The sequence below is a fragment of the Caballeronia novacaledonica genome, from assembly GCF_900258035.1.
Taxonomy (GTDB): Bacteria; Pseudomonadota; Gammaproteobacteria; order Burkholderiales; family Burkholderiaceae; genus Caballeronia; species Caballeronia novacaledonica.
In genome coordinates this window covers 309,936-329,636 of record NZ_OGTP01000001.1, presented here as the reverse complement: position 1 = coordinate 329,636, position 19,701 = coordinate 309,936, and the positions used below count along the sequence as shown (strand labels likewise).

The 19,701-nt window shown below is 62.4% G+C and carries 15 protein-coding genes and 1 pseudogene; 7 read left to right on the top strand and 9 right to left on the bottom strand.

All coding sequences use genetic code 11. The features are described from left to right. The first annotated feature begins 11 nt into the window (after window positions 1–11). The 3 genes from NOV72_RS01505 to NOV72_RS01495 all read left to right on the top strand — a co-directional run bounded on the left by NOV72_RS01505 (window position 12) and on the right by NOV72_RS01495 (window position 4,393). Complete coding sequence (locus NOV72_RS01505) at window positions 12–965, top strand: LysR family transcriptional regulator (protein ID WP_106852805.1); 954 nt, start codon at window positions 12–14, stop codon at window positions 963–965. A 463-nt stretch (window positions 966–1,428) separates the two neighbouring features. Further along, window positions 1,429–3,654 carry a TonB-dependent receptor gene (locus NOV72_RS01500; protein ID WP_106852804.1) on the top strand — a complete coding sequence of 742 codons (2,226 nt, stop codon included), beginning with the start codon at window positions 1,429–1,431 and terminating at the stop codon, window positions 3,652–3,654. A 55-nt stretch (window positions 3,655–3,709) separates the two neighbouring features. Continuing rightward, window positions 3,710–4,393, top strand: a complete 684-nt coding sequence (locus tag NOV72_RS01495; RefSeq protein WP_106853221.1) for a Fe2+-dependent dioxygenase — start codon at window positions 3,710–3,712, stop codon at window positions 4,391–4,393. A 1-nt stretch (window position 4,394) separates the two neighbouring features. Here the strand turns inward: NOV72_RS01495 and NOV72_RS01490 are convergent. Further along, window positions 4,395–4,841, bottom strand: a pseudogene (locus NOV72_RS01490) (LysR substrate-binding domain-containing protein); the annotation flags it as partial. 325 nt (window positions 4,842–5,166) lie between these two features. Between NOV72_RS01490 and scpC the strand changes: the two are divergent. Together scpC and NOV72_RS01480 are read left to right on the top strand one after the other, a co-directional pair. After that, the gene (gene scpC, locus NOV72_RS01485) at window positions 5,167–6,663 is read left to right on the top strand and encodes a succinyl-CoA:acetate CoA-transferase ScpC (RefSeq protein ID WP_106852803.1); all 1,497 of its coding nucleotides are present in this window, start codon (window positions 5,167–5,169) and stop codon (window positions 6,661–6,663) included. A gap of 123 nt (window positions 6,664–6,786) precedes the next feature. Beyond that, a complete protein-coding gene (locus NOV72_RS01480; RefSeq protein ID WP_106852802.1) occupies window positions 6,787–7,143 on the top strand; it encodes a host attachment protein in 357 nt (118 codons plus the stop codon). A 51-nt stretch (window positions 7,144–7,194) separates the two neighbouring features. On the opposite strand, the gene NOV72_RS01475 is transcribed toward NOV72_RS01480, so the two are convergent. Together NOV72_RS01475 and NOV72_RS01470 are read right to left on the bottom strand one after the other, a co-directional pair. Next, window positions 7,195–8,583 carry an FAD-binding oxidoreductase gene (locus NOV72_RS01475; RefSeq protein ID WP_106852801.1) on the bottom strand — a complete coding sequence of 463 codons (1,389 nt, stop codon included), beginning with the start codon at window positions 8,581–8,583 and terminating at the stop codon, window positions 7,195–7,197. 401 nt (window positions 8,584–8,984) lie between these two features. Continuing rightward, the gene (locus tag NOV72_RS01470) at window positions 8,985–13,850 is read right to left on the bottom strand and encodes an NAD-glutamate dehydrogenase (RefSeq protein ID WP_106852800.1); all 4,866 of its coding nucleotides are present in this window, start codon (window positions 13,848–13,850) and stop codon (window positions 8,985–8,987) included. Window positions 13,851–14,074: 224 nt separating this feature from the next. On the opposite strand from NOV72_RS01470, the gene NOV72_RS01465 reads away from it, so the two are divergent. Next, on the top strand, window positions 14,075–14,503 hold the full coding sequence (locus NOV72_RS01465; RefSeq protein ID WP_106852799.1) for a cupin domain-containing protein: 429 nt from the start codon (window positions 14,075–14,077) through the stop codon (window positions 14,501–14,503). Here the strand turns inward: NOV72_RS01465 and NOV72_RS01460 are convergent. Both NOV72_RS01460 and NOV72_RS01455 read right to left on the bottom strand, forming a co-directional pair. Then, window positions 14,497–14,991 (bottom strand): LEA/WHy family protein, encoded by a 495-nt coding sequence (locus NOV72_RS01460; protein WP_106852798.1) that lies wholly within the window; start codon window positions 14,989–14,991, stop codon window positions 14,497–14,499. The genes NOV72_RS01465 and NOV72_RS01460 overlap by 7 nt on opposite strands. A 27-nt stretch (window positions 14,992–15,018) precedes the next feature. Next, window positions 15,019–15,534, bottom strand: a complete 516-nt coding sequence (locus NOV72_RS01455; protein ID WP_106852797.1) for a metal-dependent hydrolase — start codon at window positions 15,532–15,534, stop codon at window positions 15,019–15,021. A gap of 260 nt (window positions 15,535–15,794) precedes the next feature. Here NOV72_RS01455 and NOV72_RS01450 point away from each other — a divergent pair, with 260 nt between their 5' ends. Then, window positions 15,795–16,301: a M48 metallopeptidase family protein gene (locus tag NOV72_RS01450; RefSeq protein WP_106852796.1), complete on the top strand. Its 507-nt coding sequence runs from the start codon at window positions 15,795–15,797 to the stop codon at window positions 16,299–16,301. Window positions 16,302–16,317: 16 nt separating this feature from the next. Here NOV72_RS01450 and NOV72_RS01445 read toward each other — a convergent pair whose 3' ends face one another. From NOV72_RS01445 to NOV72_RS01430, 4 genes are all read right to left on the bottom strand, one after another. Then, complete coding sequence (locus NOV72_RS01445; protein ID WP_106852795.1) at window positions 16,318–17,019, bottom strand: 4'-phosphopantetheinyl transferase family protein; 702 nt, start codon at window positions 17,017–17,019, stop codon at window positions 16,318–16,320. 291 nt (window positions 17,020–17,310) lie between these two features. Beyond that, on the bottom strand, window positions 17,311–17,589 hold the full coding sequence (locus NOV72_RS01440) for a PAAR domain-containing protein (protein WP_106852794.1): 279 nt from the start codon (window positions 17,587–17,589) through the stop codon (window positions 17,311–17,313). Window positions 17,590–17,600: 11 nt separating this feature from the next. Further along, the gene (locus NOV72_RS01435) at window positions 17,601–18,518 is read right to left on the bottom strand and encodes a hypothetical protein (RefSeq protein ID WP_106852793.1); all 918 of its coding nucleotides are present in this window, start codon (window positions 18,516–18,518) and stop codon (window positions 17,601–17,603) included. Then, window positions 18,515–19,690 (bottom strand): DUF2515 family protein, encoded by a 1,176-nt coding sequence (locus tag NOV72_RS01430; RefSeq protein WP_106852792.1) that lies wholly within the window; start codon window positions 19,688–19,690, stop codon window positions 18,515–18,517. Before NOV72_RS01430 ends, NOV72_RS01435 begins: the two co-directional genes overlap by 4 nt. Window positions 19,691–19,701 lie beyond the last annotated feature (11 nt).

The window sequence follows — 19,701 nt, the reverse complement described above, 5'->3', positions numbered from 1 at the left end:
GGATCGGCCGAATGAAAACGCAAAGCGCGCTCGTCGCGAACAACGATCAGTTCCTGCGCGACCTGCAGTTGTTCTGCATCGTCGCGCGGCGTTCGAGCTTCATCGCCGCGGCCACCGAGACGGGCATCTCGCCCGCGCACGTCAGCAAGCGCATCGCGATGCTGGAGACGGCGCTCGGCGTCAAGCTCTTCATGCGCACGACGCGCCGCGTCTCGATCACGAGCGACGGCGAAGCGGCCTTCCAGTGGGCGCAAAAAATTCTCGACGACGTGCAAGGCATGGCCGATGCCTTCGCCGGACTCGACGATCCGCGCGGGCTGCTGCGCATCGGCACGAGTCTGCGTCTCGGGCGCGAGCACGTTTCGCCCGCGCTCACCATGCTCAGGCGGCGTCATCCGGGCCTCGAAATCTGGCTCGAACTGCTCGACCGGCGCGTCGATCTTCTCGGCGACAACTTCGATATCGACATTCGCGTCGGCGAAGTGCTGGAGCCGCATCTGATCGCGCACAAGATCGTCGAAAGCTTTCGCGTGCTCGCCGCCGCGCCCGCGTATCTCGAACGGCGCGGCGCGCCGAAAACGCTCGCCGAACTCGCGCAGCACGACTGCCTGCTTTTTCGCGGACGCGATCAGCGCTTCGGCGTCTGGCGGCTCTCCGGTCCGAACGGCGAGGAAAGCGTGAAGGTGACGGGACCGATCGCCTCGAACCATAGCGACATCGTGCGGCAATGGGCCGAGGAAGGCTTCGGCATCGTGATGGGTTCGATCTGGGACGTCGCCGCCAGCCTGCAGGACGGCCGGCTCGTGCCGGTGCTGCCCGCCTACCGGCAGCGCGCGGACGTGTGGGCGGTGACGTCGGCGCGCTCGTCGCATTCCGCGAAGATCCGCGTGTGCATCGACTTTCTCAGACAGCAACTGACGAACGGTCCTTACGCGCTCGTTACGTCCGGCGTGGCCGGGTTTTGACGTCGTCGCGAATGACGGGCGGTAAAAAGGTAATCCGCCACTTTTTGTCCGCAATGCGCGCGGATTGAATCGGCGCAACCTTTCACTTTGCACGCGCGTGCCCTTCGAAGCCTTATCGCGCGGGGCTCGTCGAACTTTCACGCCGCGCCGGAAGCCACAGCCTCTCCGTTGCACGGACGTCACGGAAGACGGAAAAAAAGCCCATCCCCTTCAAGTGTTTCTTTCCAAATGTTTCTGCGGCATGTAATGATACTGATTCGCATTTAACGAATCGCGACGATAGGCTCACTCGATGAAGCCCGTCGCGAACAACGGGCGCTGACAGGGCGCCGCCGCCGGTACTCACTCGACGACGTCGCCCGCGCGCTTTGATCCGGCCTCGATTCGGCTCGATCAACGTCGGCACGCGAAAACCCGCTTCGCTGCCGATTCGGATTTCACTAACAAGCATCGGGGAAACGACATGTTGAGAAAGACGCCGCTCGCCGCGGCACTGGTCACTATTGTCGCGGCGCCTATGGCCGCGCCGCTTTACGCCCAGACCGCATCGCCAAAGGCTTCATCGCAAATCGCGCAGCAAGCTCCAGGCGCGCCCGCCGACACCGCTCCCGAAACCGCCTCGCTGCCCGCCGTCAACGTGACGGGACAGGCGGACGCGCCGGATTTCCAGCCGGAGACGTCGAGCGTCGGCGCGAAGGTGCCGACCGCGCTGCGCGACATTCCGCAGGATGTGGTCGTGGTGCCGAAAGCGGTGCTGAATTCGCAAGCGGTGAGCTCGTTCTCCGATGCGCTGCGCAACGTGCCGGGCGTCACGCTCGGCGCGGCCGAAGGCGGCCAGATCGGCAACAACATCAATCTGCGCGGCTTCTCGGCGCGTACGGACATCTATCTCGACGGTTTCCGCGATCGCGGCCAGTACTATCGCGACACCTTCAATCTCGAATCGATCGACGTGCTGTACGGCCCGTCGTCGCTGTACTTCGGACGCGGCTCGACGGGCGGCGTGATCAATCAGGTCAGCAAGCAGCCGAGCCTGAAGCCGCGCGCCGATGTCACGCTGCAGGCGGGCACGCATGACCGCTATCGCACGACGGTCGACATCAACCAGCCGATGACGGAGACCTCGGCGTTCCGCATCAACGCCTTCGGCCAGTCGCTCGGCTCGACGCGCGACGAGATGATCAACAAGGATTACGGCATCGCGCCGGAGGTGAAGTTCGGTATCGGCACGCCGACGCAGGTGACGCTGTCCGCGCTGATCCAGCACAACCGCGACCAGCCCGACTACGGCATTCCGCCGTTGAACGGCCACCCGGCGCCCGTCGACACGAAGACGTTCTACGGCTTCACCGACGACCGCACGATCCAGGACGTGCAGACGGTGAACGCGCGCGTGGAGCATCGCTTCGACGACATGTTCACGCTGCGCAACCAGACGCAGTTCAGCCACTACAGCACCGAGGCGCGCGCGACCAACGCCGCGGCCGTGCTGACGGGCCCGCTCGGCTCATCGCCCGCGCTCTCGAACGGCAACTACACGACGCTGCCGCTGTCGTCGCTGTTCGTGCGTCTGCAAGGCAAGGACCGCAACATCAACGATCACTCGGTCTACAACACGACCGACCTGCAGGGAAAGTTCGCGACGGGCTTCCTCAAGCACGACATGCTCGCCGGCGTCGATCTGAGCCACGAAACGTACAGCAACCAGAGCTTCACCGCGACCACGCCGGGCCTGCCGTCGAACACGCTCGCGATCGTGCCGCTCGTCGATCCGCCGTACGTGCCGCGTCCTGCGAACTATCGCGAGGTGGCGACCAATCTCGCGGAATCGAGCGCGAACGGCATCGGTCTCTATTTGAACGATACGATCTCGATCGGCGAGCACTGGAAGTGGGTCGGCGGCGTGCGCTGGGACCGCTACGAGGCGGCGATTCACAACTCGATCAACCAGCCCGGCTACGCGACGCAGACGAACTACTTCACGAGCGTGCGCACGGGCGTCGTGTGGCAGCCGGCGGACTGGCAGTCGTATTACGTTTCGTACGGCACGTCGTTCAATCCGTCGCTCGAAGCGCTCACGCTCACCAACGGCCAGCAAAACACGCCGCCCGAACACAACCGCTCGTACGAAATCGGTTCGAAGTGGGACTTGCTGAACGGCGGGCTGTCGGTCACGCAGTCGCTCTTCAATATCGACAAGACCAATGCGCGCACGCTGGCATCGGACGGCAGCTATACGCTCGACGGCGACGTGCGCGTGCGCGGCTATCAGTTGGGCGTCGCGGGCCACATCACGCGTCAATGGCAGATGTTCGGCGGCTACACGTACATGGACGGCACCGTGCAGAAGGCCTTCGACGGCACCACGGGCAACCAGCTCGCCAACACGCCGCATCACATGCTCACGCTGTGGACCACGTACGACTTCACGCCGGTATGGCAGGTCGGCGGCGGGCCGTCGTATGTGTCGTCGCGCTATGCGGCGAACAACAATCTGGTCGAAGTGGGCGGCTACGTGCGCTGGGACGTGATGGCCGCGTATCATCAGAAGCGCTACGATATCCAGTTCAACGTGCAGAACATGTTCGACAAGAAGTACTACGACGCCCTGATTCCGTCCGACGGCGGACGCGCGGTGCCGGGTCTTGGCCGCACGTTCATCGCGACGTTGAATTACCGCTTCCGTTGATGTGATTGCGAGCGCGCCGTGCGGCATGCGGCGCGCGTTCGCGAAGGCAAGAACAATGATCCTCTCGATACCGAACGTGCTGAGCCAGGAAGACGCCGCCACGATGCGCGCGCGACTCGAAGCCAGCGACTCCTGGGTCGATGGCCGCGCGACCGCCGGCTATCAGGGCGCGCCGGTCAAGCGCAACATGCAGATCGCGGAAGGCTCGCCGGTCGCGCTCGAAATGGGCGACGCGATCGTCGCCGTGCTCGAACGTCATCCGCTTTTCATCAGCGCCGTGTTGCCGAATCGCGTTTATCCGCCGCTCTTCAACCGCTATGAAGGCGGCATGCAGTTCGGCAGTCATGTCGACGGCGCCATTCGCATCGTGCCCGGTCATGGCGCGCGCGTGCGCACCGATGTCTCCATCACGCTCTTTCTCACGCCGCCCGACGAGTATGACGGCGGCGAACTCGTTATCGAAGATACCTTCGGCGTGCAGGAAGTGAAGCTGCCCGCCGGCCATGCGATCGTTTATCCCGCGACGAGTCTGCATCAGGTGCGGCCCGTCACGCGCGGTGCGCGCGTATCGAGCTTCTTCTGGGCGCAGAGCCTCGTGCGCGACGACGCTCAACGCGCCCTGCTCTTCGATCTCGACAATTCCATACAGCGCCTGAACGCGACCAACGGCGACGTAGCCGCGAAGCGCTCGCTCGTCGGCTGCTATCACAACCTGCTGCGCATGTGGAGCGATACGTGAGTTACGCCGCGCGCAGGACGTTCGAAGGCGTCTGCGTCACTTGCGCGAGCCATGCTTCGTCGCGCGCGATCACGTCCGGCAGATGCGCGCGCAGGAATTCCACCCACGTGCGCGTCTTCGCATCGACGAATTTGCGCAACGCATAGAGCGCATAGAGATTCGTGCGCTGCAACGTGTGACGCGGCAACACGCGCACGAGCGAGCCATTGCGCAGCCCTTCGATCGCGGCATAGAGCGGCAACATGCCGATGCCCATGCCTTCGCGGATCGCGACCACGAGCGATTCGGCGATATTCACCTGCACCGTTCCGCTGATCTGCAAGGTCTCGCGGCCCGCGGGCCCTTCGAACGTCCATTCGCGCGCGCGAATATAGTCCGGCGATGCGCACAGAATGCTGAAGGTCTCGCCCAGCTTGTGCGAGATCACTTCCGAATCCGACGACGCGCCTGCAGCAGGCAGAACTCCACGCACTCGCGCTGACGTCATGGGTCGCGGCCTAAGCCCGTCGATCCTTCCGCCGCATGCAAATGTGCCTTCCTGACGCAGCGATTAATTCACGGCATCCCGCGACCTATAGTGGAGTCGATTCATCGTCCGCGCTCATTTGCCGCACGTTCGCAGCGGGTTCAGACGCGCGAATGTGCATCCGGTTCGATCAAGCGCAAAGTGGTAGTGCATTGGAACAATGTCTTGCAACGTTGCGATCTCTACGGCAAAACGCGCTACCTATAATCGCCTTCGGTTAAACGAAGCATTTGGAAGATAGACGTCGATGTACGAAGACCGTATTCGCTGTGCCGCCTTGCGCGGAAAGATCACCTCGGCCGCCGACGCGGCCCGGCTCGTGCGCGACGGCATGACCGTCGGCGCAAGCGGCTTCACGCGCGCGGGCGACGCGAAGGCCGTGCCGCTCGAAATAGCGCGCCGCGCCCGCGAGGAAAGTGAGCCGTTGCGCATCACGCTCATGACGGGCGCGTCGCTCGGACATGACACCGACCGCATCCTGACCGAAGCCGGCGTGCTCGCGCGCCGCCTGCCGTTTCAGGTCGATACGACGCTGCGCCGCGCGATCAATCGCGGCGACGTGATGTTCGTCGACCAGCACCTGTCCGAAACCGTCGAACTGCTGCGCGCGAATCGCCTCGGCAAACTCGATCTCGCGATCATCGAGGCCGCCGCGATCACCGAGACAGGCGGCATCGTGCCGACGACTTCCGTCGGCAATTCCGCGAGCTTCGCGATACTCGCCGAACGCGTGATCGTCGAGATCAATCTGGCGCAGCCGGCCGCGCTCGAAGGGCTGCACGACATCTGGATTCCCGAGCGCCGGCCGCAACGCGAGCCGCTGCCGATCGTGCGTGCGCATGACAGGATCGGCGCGACGGCCATCGATATTCCGATCGACAAGATCGCCGCCATCGTCATCACGGACACGCCGGACAGTTCGTCCACCGTATTGCCCGCCGATCAAGACACTGCGCTGATCGCCGGGCATCTCATCGAGTTCTTTCAGCATGAAGTCTCGCGCGGGCGTCTGCCGAAACAATTGCCGCCGCTGCAGGCGGGCATCGGCACGATCGCGAATGCGGTGCTGTCGGGATTCGCCGCGTCGCCGTTCGAAGCGCTGACGATCTATTCCGAAGTGCTCCAGGACTCGACCTTCGATCTCCTCGATTCCGGCAAGGCCACGTTCGCATCGGGCGCGTCGATCACGCTGTCCGAAGCGCGCCAGAAGAAGGTGTTCGGCGATATCGACCGCTATCGCAACCGGCTCGTGTTGCGGCCGCAGGAAGTGAGCAACCATCCGGAGGTCATCCGGCGTCTCGGTCTCATCGCGATCAACACGGCGCTCGAAGCCGACATCTACGGCAACGTGAATTCGACGCACGTCGGCGGCACGCACATGATGAACGGCATCGGCGGTTCGGGCGATTTCGCGCGCAACGCGGCCTATGCGGTGTTCGCAACGAAATCGGTCGCGAAGGACGGACGCATTTCGAGCATCGTGCCGATGGTGCCCCATTGCGATCACAACGAGCACGATGTCGATATCGTCGTGACCGAGCGCGGGCTCGCCAATCTCACCGGCCTCGCGCCACGCGAACGCGCGATGAGCGTGATCCGGAACTGCGCGCATCCGCTTTATCGCGATCTGTTGCTCGACTATTACCGCGATGCAGCAGCGCTCGGCGGACACACGCCGCATCGTCTGGATCAGGCATTTTCGTTTCACACGCGCTTTGCAGCGAACGGTTCGATGATGCCCTGACGACTCGTCGCGCGCGTTATGCTGCGCCGCGAAAGCGAATGCCGCGCGATTACGAAGCCGCTGCACGAAGATTAGGCGCACAATGGCGGGAGCCTGCTTGGGCTGGCGAACAGGAGGAGGATCATGACCGCCATCACCTGGGTTCTTGCCGCCGATGCCAGCCGTGCCCGGATCTTCGAAACGCAGGGATTGAAGCTCGACCTGCGGCAAGTCGAGGACATCAGGAATCCGGCTCCGCGTGCGGCGGAAACGGCGGAAAGGGACCGGGAAGCATTCGCGAAAACCGTCGGCGAGTATCTCGAACAAAGCCGCCTGCATCAACGATTCGATCGCTTGCGCCTCGCGGTCGAACCCAAGTTTCTCGGCATGTTGCGAAATTATCTGAGCGGTGAAACGCTCAAGCTCGTGTACGAAGACGTCAACGGCGACGTGCCGAACACGGACACGCGCGACATGCGCCGTCAACTCGACCGCCCCTGAACATCATGCAAGACGCGCCGTTGCCCGCGAAGCGCAACGGCGCGCAATGCATTACGCGGCGGGCATGACGTTCTGATTGCTGCGGAACACGTTGTCCGGATCGTAACGACGCTTCACTTCGGCGAGCCGCTCGTAATTCGGGCCATACGCCGCCTTCACGCGATCGCCCTCTTCGCCCGTCATGAAGTTCACGTACACGCTGCCGATCGCGTGCGGCGTCATTGCGGCAAACATGTCGCGCGACCACTTCGTGCACTTCTCGTCGTCGGCGGCGTCGCTCCATCGGCCGTGAATGTTGATCGTGTAAATCGAATCGCGATTCGCATAAGCCGTTGCATCGACGGGAACGCGGTTCGTCTGACCGCCCATCGCGCCGATGAATACTTCGCATTGCGTCGACGGAAGCGTCTTCACCGCATTCGTCAGGATGCCGAATGTTTCGTCGTTGAGACTCGCGAAATTGTGCGACTTCCAGTAGTTGCGCTCGCCTGGCGTCAGCAGCGGATCGAACGCTTTCTGCCATGCGGTGAACGGCATCGCGCCGAGATGCTCGCCATACGGCGTGCCGAAGCGGCGCACGGGCGCAAGCATGCTTTCGCCGTTTTCGACTGGCCCGACATAGCAGCTCGCCAGCACGACGACCGGCTTGCCGTGCGCGTCTTCGGGCAGGAACGGCAACGGCGGCGCGAGACGCAGCACGGCCCACACGGTCAGCTCGTCGGGGCATTGCGCCACGAACTCGCGATATTTCGGCAGAACTTCGTCCGCCTGTTCGAGCGGATACACGACGAGGCCGCCATAGATCTGCGGACCGAGCTCGTGCAGCTTATATTCGAACAGCGTCACGACGCCGAAGTTGCCGCCGCCGCCGCGCAATGCCCAGAAGAGATCGGGCTCGCTGTCCGCGCTCACGCGCCGCCAAGTGCCGTCCGCCGTGACGATCTCCGCCGCGACGAGATTGTCGACCGTCACGCCGAACTTGCGGCTGATCCACCCGAAGCCGCCGCCGAGCGTGAGGCCCGCGATGCCCGTCGTCGAATTGATGCCGAGCGGCGTCGCGAGACCGAATGCCTGCGCTTCGTGATCGAAGTCGGCGAGCAGCGCGCCGGGTTCGACATAAGCACGCTTCGCTTGCGGATCGATCCGCACGGACTTCAGCGCGGAGAGATCGATCATCAAGGCGTCGTCGCTGACTGCGCTGCCCGCAATGTTGTGCGACCCGCCGCGAATCGAAACCAGCAAGCCCTTATCGCGCGCGAACGCAAGCGCGGCGATCACGTCGGCCGTGCCCGCGCAGCGCACGATGAGCGCGGGACGCCTGTCGATGGTCGCGTTCCAGACCTTGCGTGCTTCGTCGTAGTCGGCTTCCGACGGTGAGATGACCCTGCCTCTCACCGACGCCTTGAGGGTGTCGATCGCTTCGCCTGAGATGTTGATCATTGTGAGACCTCGCTGCTAAGTGAGCGCTGCGACGTTTCCGACCCTGCCAGTTGGTACGCGAAAGCGCAAGGAACCCGCCATCGGATCGCGCGTGGCATGTCGATCGGATGCACACCGGATGGATCGCGAGAACGGGAATGAAATGCGAAGAGCGGACGTTGCGTCCGCTCGTTATTTAATGCTTCGGCTTACGCGATGTAAAGCGCCCGACCCGTCAAATCGCGCATGCGATATAGCATGTATCGGACAAAGTTTCCGACAGGCTCGCTAACGAATTTAGCGCTTCACGAATTTGTTTCGGATCACTGATTTACTTAATTTAATTAAGGACACGCTGCTTACTTATAAAACGAAACGGGCGTCTCGCGACGCCCGTCCACTTGCATCACGGCGCAACGCACCTAAGCCCGCTCCAGCACCGCCATCTCCCGCACCACTACCAGCAACATGGAAAGACTCGCCCCGCCGCTCGCCCGCAGTTCCGCCAAGAGCCGCGTATAGCGATCCAGCGCGTCCTGCCGTTTCGCGCGCCAGCTTTCGACGATCACGTCGGGCGCATCGATGCCGCGCGACTGTTCGAGGGCGCTCACGGTCAGCGCACGCTTCAATCGCGCGAGCTCTTCCAGCGCCGCCGCGCGCGCGAGCAAATCCCAGTGCGTCGCGATCGGCAGCGCCATTGCCCGTTCGGCGATGCCACGATAGTCGAGCAGCGTGCCGATGCCGAAATACACGCTCGCGACGAGTTCGAGACTGCGCTCCGAGCACGCCGCCACTTCCGCGCTGTCGAGCACCGCCGTCGCGATTTCGCCGCTCGCGACGCGCGCCGCGAGGCTGCTCTCGACGCCCGCATCTTCCAGTTCGCGCCGGCGCGCATACCACGCGTCGAGTTGCGTCGCGGGCAGAAGCGCGGGCAGTTGCGGCGCGAGCCGGTGCACCGCCTCGCGGCAGCGCGCGAGCACGCCTCGCGCTTCGTTGGCAGCGGAGCCGTTGTGCTTCAGATGACGCAGGAACCAGAGCGACGTATCGTCGAGCAGACGCACGACATCGACGAACATGCGCGCCTGCACTTCATCCGCGACGATATTGTCGAGCCCGTCGATGCTGCGCCACAGATCGTCGAGATCGAACACGTCGCGCACCATCAGCGCCGCGCGCACGATATCGCTCGGGCACGCATCGGTTTCTTCCATCAGCCGATGCACGAACGTGCAGCCCACGCGATTGACGAGCGCATTGGTCAGATGCGTCGCGAGGATTTCGCGCTTCAGCGGATGGCGCTGCATGGTCTCGCTATAGCGCTGCTGCAAGGGCTTCGGGAAATAGTCGGGCAACATGTCCGCGACGAGCGCATCTTCGGGCACGTTCGATTCGAGCAGTTCGTCGTAGAGCCACATCTTGCCGTACGCGAGCAGCACCGCGCGCTCGGGCGACGTCAGCCCCGACTTCGCGGCCGCGCGCTCGTTGATCTCGTCATCCGAAGGCAGGAACTCGATCCTGCGCTTCAGGCGGCCCGCGCGCTCGAGGAAGCGCATCATGCGCGCCTCGGCATCGAGCGTCTCGGCCTCGTGACGCTTCGCGATCGAGAGCGCCTGCGTCTGCGCGTAGTTGTCCTTGAGCACGAGCAGGCCGACTTCATCGGTCATCTCGGCGAGCAGCGCGTTGCGTTGCTTCTCGGTCATCTCGCCATCCGCGACGACGAGCCCGAGCAGAATCTTTATATTTACTTCGTGATCCGAACAATCGACGCCTGCCGAGTTGTCGATCGCATCCGTATTCATGCGTCCGCCGTGCTGCGCGAACTCGATGCGCCCCAGTTGCGTGAACCCGAGATTGCCGCCTTCCGCGACGACCTTCACACGCAGTTCCGCGCCGTTCACGCGCACGGCGTCATTGGTGCGGTCGCCGACTTGCTGATGTGTCTCCGCGCTCGATTTCACGTACGTGCCCACGCCGCCGTTATAGAGCAGATCGGCTTCGGCGAGCAGGATCGCGCGAATGAGCTCGTTCGGCGCGAGCACCGAGGCGCTGATGCCGAGCGCGGCCTGCACTTGCGGCGAGATCGGAATCGACTTCGCCGTGCGCGGATAGACACCGCCGCCCGTCGAGATCAGCGCGGCGTCGTAGTCGGCCCAGCTCGAACGCGGCAGCGCGAAGAGACGCGCGCGTTCTTCGAAGCTCGTCGCCGCATCCGGCAGGGGATCGAGAAACACGTGCCGATGATCGAACGCCGCGATCAGCCTGATATGACGCGACAGCAGCATGCCGTTGCCGAACACGTCGCCGGACATGTCGCCGACGCCGACCACGGTGAAATCCGTCGTCTGCGTATCGAAGTTCATCTCGCGGAAATGGCGCTTCACCGATTCCCACGCGCCGCGCGCGGTGATACCCATCTTCTTGTGGTCGTAGCCGACCGAACCGCCGGACGCGAAGGCATCGTCGAGCCAGAAGCCGTATTCGTGCGCAATCGCGTTCGCGTAGTCGGAGAACGTCGCCGTGCCCTTGTCCGCCGCGACGACGAGATAGGGATCGTCGGGATCGTGGCGCACGACATCCGGCGGCGGCACGATGCCATCGGGCGTGCGGTTGTCGGTCACGTCGAGCAGGCCGCGCAGGAACATCTGATAGCACGCGACGCCTTCGTTGAGAAACGCTTCGCGGTCCGTCGCCGGCGGCGGATTCTTCACGACGAAGCCGCCCTTCGATCCCACCGGCACGATCACCGTGTTCTTCACCATCTGCGCTTTCATGAGGCCGAGCACTTCCGTGCGGAAATCTTCGCGGCGATCCGACCAGCGCAGCCCGCCGCGCGCGACACGTCCACCTCGCAAGTGCACGCCTTCCACGCGCGGCGCATAGACCCAGATCTCGAACATCGGCTTGGGCTCGGGCAGGCCCGGCACGTTCGAAGGATCGAGCTTGAACGACACATACGGACGTGGCTGGCCGTGCGCATCGCGATGGAAATGGTTCGTGCGCACCGTCGCCGTGATGACGCCGAGGAACTGACGCAAGATGCGGTCTTCGTCGAGATTCGGCACCTGATCGAGCGCCGCTTCGATATCCGCGAGCGCGCGTTCGGCGGCCTTGTCGCGATCTTCCGCCGATCCGCCGCGCGCCGGATCGAAGCGCACCATGAAGAGTTGCAAGAGCTTCTTCGCGATCAGCGGATTGCCGATCAGCGCGCGCTCGATATACGCATCGCTGAACGTGGAGCCGACTTGTCGCAGATACTTCGCATACGCGCGCATGATGGTCACGTCGCGCGCGCCGAACTCCGCGCGCAACACGAGGCGGTTGTAGTCGTCGTTCTCGATCTCGCCCGACCACACGCTCGCGAACGCGTTCTCGAAGAGCGGCTTCACGCGATCGATATCGAACTCGACGTCGTCCTGCAATTCGAGGCCGAAATCGTGGACCCATGCGTTGGGCGCGCCGGTCGGCTCGATCAGATACGGCCGCTCTTCATCGACGCGCACGCCGAGATGTTCGAGCATCGGCAGGCTGTGCGACAAGGCGATCGGATCGCCGACGCGATACACCTTGAAGCGGAACGCGCGCCGCCCGGCTTCGATCGGACGATACAGACTCATCGACAGACCGCCGGGGCGCGTGTGCGTCGCCTCGATCAACTCGATATCGCGTACCGCCGTGCGCGCCGGATAGTCTTCGCGATAACCGGCGGGGAACGAATCGGCATAGCGCTGCAGCAGACGGTTGCCCGCTTCTTCGCCGTGACTGTCGATGAGCGCGTCGGCGAGATCGTCCTGCCAGCGGCGCGCGACCTGCACGACGCGCGCTTCGAGTTCGCGCGTATCGACTTCGGGCATCGCGCCCCGGTCGGCACGCACGACGATATGAATCCGCGCCAGCGGCGATTCCGACAAGAGCGGCGTGAACTCGATGCTCTTGCCGTTGAACGCCTCCATCAGCACGCGGCCGATGCGGCGGCGCAGGTCGGTGTTGAACTTGTCGCGCGGCACGAAGACGAGGCACGACACGAAACGGTCGAAGCGGTCGCGGCGCACGAACAGCCGCGTGCGCTGATGTTCCTGAAGGCGCAGCACGCCGATCGCGATATCGAAGAGCACGTCTTCGTCGGCCTGGAAAAGCTCGTCGCGCGGATACTGCTCCAGCACCGTGATGAGCGACTTCGCCAGATGCCCTTTTTCAAGGAAACCCGCGCGCCGCACGATGTTCGCGCATTTGCGGCGCACGATCGGGATTTCGGACGTCGGCACGAGATACGCGGTCGATGTGTACAGGCCGAGAAAACGCCGCTCGCCTGTCACCTTGCCATCGGGCGACGTGCGCTTCACGCCGACATAGTCGAGATAGCCCGGCCGATGCACCGTTGCGCGCGAATTGGCTTTCGTCAGAAAGATGGGCGCCGCGCCCTCGATGATCGCGGCGGCGCCCGGCGGCAGCGGCGTCACGTCGCTCGCGGAGGGCGCGCGCAAGGTCTCGCGCAAGATGCCCAGGCCCGAGCCCGCCACGCCGCGCAACGCGGGACCGCCTTCGTGCTCGACGAGTTCGTAATCGCGGCAGCCGAGGAACGTGAAATGATCCGCGACCATCCATTCGAGGAACGCGCGGGACTCGATGCCGTCGGGCGTCGTGTCGCGCGTCTTCAGATCGCCGATCGCGACGCGCGCCGCTTCGACCACCTTCGGCCAGTCTTCGACCGCCGCGCGCACGTCGCCGAGCACGCGCGCGATGCTGTCGCGCACTTCTTCGAGACGCTCGCCGTCGCCGCAGCGGTCCACTTCGAAATGGATGAACGATTCGAGCTCGGAATTGCCGTCGCCCGCTTCGGCGTGCCCCTGACCGATCCGCTCGATCTCGCCCGCGTGCGCGCCCTTGCCGGACCGCCACACGCGAAACACCGGATGAATCGCCGAATGCAGCGCGAGGCCGAGGCGGTTCAACTCCATCGTCACCGAGTCGACGAGAAACGGCATGTCGTCGTTGACGATCTCGATGACCGTGTGATCCGAGTGCCAGCCGTGCTGCTCCAGATTCGGGTTATAGACGCGCAGCACCTCGCGCCCGCGCACGAACTTCTGCGCCGTCTGCCAGTGGGCCATCGCGGCGCCGTAGAGATCGGCGACATCGCGGCTCGCGATGTCCTCGACATCGACCTGCTCGTAGTAATAGCGAAGAAGCGGCTCGATGACCTTGAAGGCAGGCTCCGGCAAGCGTCCTCTCGCAAAGTCGAGGAGATCGTTGATGAGCTGTTCGACCCGCGCTTCGTTCTTGACCAGCATGGTGTCCTCCCGAGGCATTCGGTTGCGATGCGGTTACGGCGCTCTTCGGATCAGTCAACGCGATTATGCGCCGGCCCGCGCCTTTGGCCCTGGGTCGGGCATGTGCGGTTGCACAAACACGGTGCGCGCCTTTCGGCTACCTTAGCCGGGCCGCGTGACCTTTGCGCGACATCGGGATTCGGCTATTGTCGATAGCGGCGCATCGAGCCGACGGAGGAATCGCCATGCAGGTCACCACGCAAGAGACAGCGCAGCAGACGGTCGTTACCGTGCGGCCGCAGGAAAAGCTCGCGACGGTTCAGCATCTGCCTTATTTCATCGGATTGTCGGCGGCGACGGCCGGCACGCGCGGCCTCGCGATGCATCTCGTCGTCGTGCCGCCGGGCGGGCGTGGCGAACCGCATGTCCACGTGGGCTACGAGACGGGCATCTACATACTCGAAGGACGCATCGAGACGCGCTATGGGCCGGGACTGGCGGAGTCGGTCATCAACGAGCCGGGCGACTTCGTCTTCATTCCGCCTGGCGTGCCGCATCAGCCGGTCAATCTCAGCGCGACCGAACCTGCGCGCGCGGTGATCGCCCGCAACGACGCCAACGAGGCGGATCGCGTCGTGCCTTACGATCCGCGGGAAGCGTCGGCGTCTCAGTAGCCGGACGAACCCGATCCGGGAAGATCGACATAGCCGCTGTCGGAGAAGCGCGCGCCGCCGAACGCGCCGCCCGCGAGCTTGCCGCGCACCGCGTACGACACCTTGCTGACCCCGTTGCCGCTCGCAAAGCCGAACGCCTGGCGCGCGACCGAGAACGCCGACACCGTCACCGGCACGGACACCACCAGTTCGCCGAAACGCGGCACGGTCCCGCGCTGATCGCTCACGCCGCTCGCGAACGCGCGGCCGTTGAGGTCGAGATCGAGCGCGACGCCGTCGAAGTCGACCGGCGCATCGTTCGGATTCTGCACGCGCAGCTTCACGGCGAAGCGCATTTCGAGCCCTTGCCCTTCGAGCGGCTCGATGCCCGCGACCGTCACGCGCATTGCATCGCGGTTGAAGAGGCCTGCGCAACCATCGAGCGCAAGGATTGCGAGCAACGCGGCGAAGAAGAGAAGGAAGCGAACGCGCGTGTGATTCGGTTGCATGAGAACGTGACTCCTCGCGATGTCGTGCTAGATGTGCAGCGCATTCAGCAGCATGCGTCCGTAGGCATGATGAAACCAGACATCGTCGACGACGAAAAGCGCCGCAGCCCACGAACCCGCGACGATGATCAGATCGCAATGCCCGCTCGTCCACAGTCTGAGGGAATGTCGCCCGGCGATCCACGGCACGCCGAGCGGATTCGGCCAGTCCGCGAAGAGATGCATGAGGCCGCCGCACGCGAAGCCGAACGCGACCGACGCCGCCGGATGCCGCCCGAGAAAGTGATACGAAAGCGCGAACAGCGCGGCCCAGCCGATGCCCCAGTGCGTGAGCGTGCGATGCGTGATCCAGAGTCTGCGCGCGCGCGTCCACCACGCGACTTCGAGCCAGTCGGGCGCGGTGGCCCCGGCGATGCCCCCGAGCAGCGCCAGCGCGCCCGCCAGCATGTCCGCGGTCGCGGCTTTTATCGGATGCATCACGACCGCCGCCGCGATGATGCCCGCCGCCCAACCGGTCGCATGATGCGCCTTACTCGATGCCATCGATAAACCTGCCTTTTGTCACCCGTTTCTTGAGAGCGCGCATGTTCGCACGGCGGGCTCATTCGAAGCCGGGCTGAAACATAAACTTACGGAATTGCGCGCATCGAAACACGCTTGTCGTCATGACGGCGGCGAGGCGGCGCGGCGTTGACTAAAATGATGGGTAGATTGCTGCGCAATTCACGCTGCGGACGCCGCCGATTGCGTCCCACGCCCGCCTGCGCATCAGGCATTGAACGTATCTTTCCAATCCGGCCGTCATGCAACACCTGAAATACCTGAGCGCCTATCCGAACACGCTACAGGACAAGGTGCGCCGACTGATCGCCCAGCAACAACTGGGCGCCTATCTCGACGCGCGCTATCCGAACAAGCACGCGGTTCAGTCCGATCGCGCGCTTTATGAATATTGCTCGGGCCTGAAGCAGGAGTTCCTGCGCGTCGCGCCCGCCATCGACAAGGTCTTCTACGACAGCAAGCTCGACGTGCTGCGTCACGCGCTCGGCCTGCACACCGCGATTTCGCGCGTGCAGGGCGCGAAGCTCAAGGCGAAGAAGGAAATTCGCATCGCATCGCTCTTCAGGGACACGGCGCCTGAATTTCTGCGGATGATCGTCGTACACGAGCTTGCGCATCTGAAGGAAAGCGATCACAACAAGGCGTTCTATCGGCTGTGCGAGTTGATGCAGCCGGGCTACCATCAGATCGAGTTCGACTTGCGGCTTTATCTCACGCAGCGCGATCTTGCGCGTACCAAGTTGGCGTGAGCGTCGCTGCGTTGCATCAATATGACCAGGCGAGCGCGGCTGCGTATCCCGAAGGCGCGTCGAGCGCGATTGCGTCGAACGCGCCGCCTTCGCGCGTGAGCGTGTAGCGAACGCCGTCGCGCGGCAGCACCGGGAAGCTCGTCATCGTGATCGCCGCGCCCCCGATGCCGACGCCGTGCGCCTTCAACACCGCCTCCTTCGCCGTCCAGCAGTCGAAGAACGTGGCGCTTCGTGCGTGCTCGTCGGGCATCGCTTCGATCTCGCGGCGGTCCACATCCGCGAGCACGGCGGGCGCAAGTTCGCGCCAATCGAACGTTGCGCGGGCTTCTTCGATATCGACGCCCACGCGCCTTTTCTTCGATATCGCGATGAGGCCGAATGCGCCCGAATGCGACACGTTGAAGTCCGGCGCGTCCGGATGCGCGAGGAACGGCCGGCCCCGATCGTCGGCCTCGAGCATCAGACTCGCGGCATCGCGATGCGTCTCGGCGGCGAGCACATGCCGCAGCACGCAACGCATCACGCCGAAACGCGCGACATCCGCGTGGCGCAGGAAGCGCGCCGCGCGCGCGCGTTCGCTTGCGTTCATCACGGCGTGGGCCGCGCTGTCGAGCGGCGCGGAAAGATCGATTTGAACTTGCCACACGCGCACGTCGGTGGGTGTGTCGGCGGGAAGCGGGATGGGCTGGATGTCGAAGGGAAGCGTCGATTCCGTCATTTGGGTGCGTACTGGGCCTCGCCGTTGCCGAAGGAGAATGAATATACACCAAGGGGTGTCGTGTGAATGAGACGGGGACAGCGTGGGGGGCCACCCGGCGGGGCTATCGCCTACGAGCCGTGTTGAGTTCGAATCCTCATCCGTTGCGCGTTTCGTGCTCACTCGCCTCGCCTTGAAGTTCGACGTTACGGTACAACTGGCCGTTCCGATCGAACACCTCGCGCCGCATCGAGAACAACCGGCCGCACCCAGCGCATGACCGCCTTTCGGACCGCCCCGTTTAGACATTATTTAATCGAATACCTGGGCAATCAGTGTGGCACCGCAGGATGTCATATGACCCTCAAGCGCAACGGGGGCGCCAAAATCGGAGCTATTTTCGCACCCTTCGGTTATTTCAAACAAATGAGGCTCACATTTTGGGCAGGTGACCTTATCGCCTTTACGTGCAACCGGAATTTCGCCTCGCCCCCAGGTCGATGATGGACTGCCTGAAATCACCCGGCCGCCGTGGCTGGTCACATCGCCAACCACTATCTGCGCTTTGCCGTTTATCGTTGCTCTTTCCATTTGAACGATCCTCAGCGCGTGCTGTCGTGGGAATCTTGCAGACTCTTGATGGGCGGGTCTTGATAAGCTGTGTCGATCGTGTAACCCGCAGCCTTGAGTTCAGCCTCCCTTCTTAGTCTGTCTTGGTGATACTTAGCAAGCTCAGCGGGGATCAACTCCTTCCAATTTTCTATTTTTTCTGCGTCGCCCGGGAAATAACCAACCCCATAGAAGGCGTATTCACTCTTCATTTCGACGCCAAGCAAATACGTACTCTTCCCGACGAATCCGCCCATGTTGCTCTCGTCGACCACGACTTCAAGATACACACCATCTGCCTCGAAAACCCATTTTGGACGGTTTTTCACCGCCGATTTCCATTCTTCAATTGTTGGGATATAAGTGGAATCCAGCGAATAGATGCCATCGACACTGGACAACGAATTATATTGCCAAGCTTGTTTGCCGCCGAGACGGGGTCGATTTGTTGATATGTAGCGTTTCCAGCCCGCCGCCCGCAGTTGTGAGAGGAACCTCATAACGCGATCGCGAGCGGCTTCATGGGTGTCAGCCTCTTCCGGACTCACGCCGAAGTTGATGTTCCAATCATAAATTCCCTCAGGCACATCTTTGTCAGCGGATCCAAGTATAGATAAGACGTTCTCGACCACGAAACTGTGAGGTCCGTGAGCGAATTCAACCGTGCCCAGTGCTCCTTGCTGCCACACTTGTTGATAAAAGGTAGCGCCGGTTGGATGATTGTCAATGGAAGAACCCGAACCGTTGAGATCGGAGAGTTGAGGTTTACCGAGTCGAATGAGTGAGTGAGTCTGAGGCATGTCTTTCTCAAAATTGGATGTTGAACCAGCCGTCCAACTAAATGCGTGAACATAGAATGCGATGAGTGCCGCTGCTACAAGCAGCGACACGAAGATAGAGATCTTCTTCATGGAGCGATTCGTTCGTCACCCCAGCTCTTTATGACTTCGAGGTAACTACGCATTTTCTCCTGCCGATTACCCTGCATGAGTCTGTGATACTTGTTCGCGACATTCTTGATCCAGTCCATCCGCTGCCTGTAATTCTCGAGAACCAATCGATCCTTCGCATCAGGCCGGAACTCCATGTCATCCGATTCATAGTCGGGCGTCATGACAAGCTGGAGGTTTGGCACCAACGCGCGGATCACCGGCGAGAGCGCAATGTCAGATCCGTCGGTCAATCCATACTTCATCATTTCAATGGAGTTCTTGATCGCAGTGTCGTCCGCTGTCGCCAACGCACTTCGTTGATTTCCAAGCCACCATTGGAAATCACGATCGTCGTATATCAAACCCTGCAGCACTTCCCCTTGTTCATGCTGAGCTATAGATAGCAGATGACTAAGCGCAATAGATGGCTTATCCATTTCGCTCGCCATCTCCCAAGAGGCGACTTTCTTGAAACCATCGTCAACAAGAGGTGTCAATTGCAGATAACCTTTCTTTTCTTTTTTCTGACCCGTCTCGCCGTTAACCACGTACGGAACTTTATCAATCGACGTGGCATGATCCTTCTGCCGCGTGAAATTGTTCTTGACTTGCTCAACGAAGTCGTTGCTATTGCGGGATCCTGCGCATTTCTTGAACGTGTCGCTACCTGCCGCATAAGCATAAAACCACGCCAACACGTCGTTGAAGAGCCATAGATTTCCTCGCCCCAATCCCTCGATCAATACTGACCAGCGCGCCGCGTACTTCACCTGCCATTGATGAAGCGTTGCAGCGACCTGCTTTGAAGCAAATGCGCCCAGCCCCAACCAATAGAAGCGACCGATCTTTTTCGTGTCGCCGAGATGGAAGTCTTCAAGATATACACGCGCATACGCAGCTGCAATGCGTCGCGCCCGAAGCTCGTAATTGCTTATGAATTCAGGCGTTGCTTTCTCAATCTGTCGATTCGAGACATGCGGATCACCTTCGCGATAGTCCGGCATGTGATCGTGCGTCGGCGCATGCGTCACAAGCTGGCGCATCGCAAATTGCTGAGCGAGCGACCAGATAATGTAGCAATCGCATTGCGCATCGACGCACGTTTTCTGCTCCGGATTCGTCGTGCCGGTTGCGGTAAGGTTAGCTGTCACAGAAAGTTCCT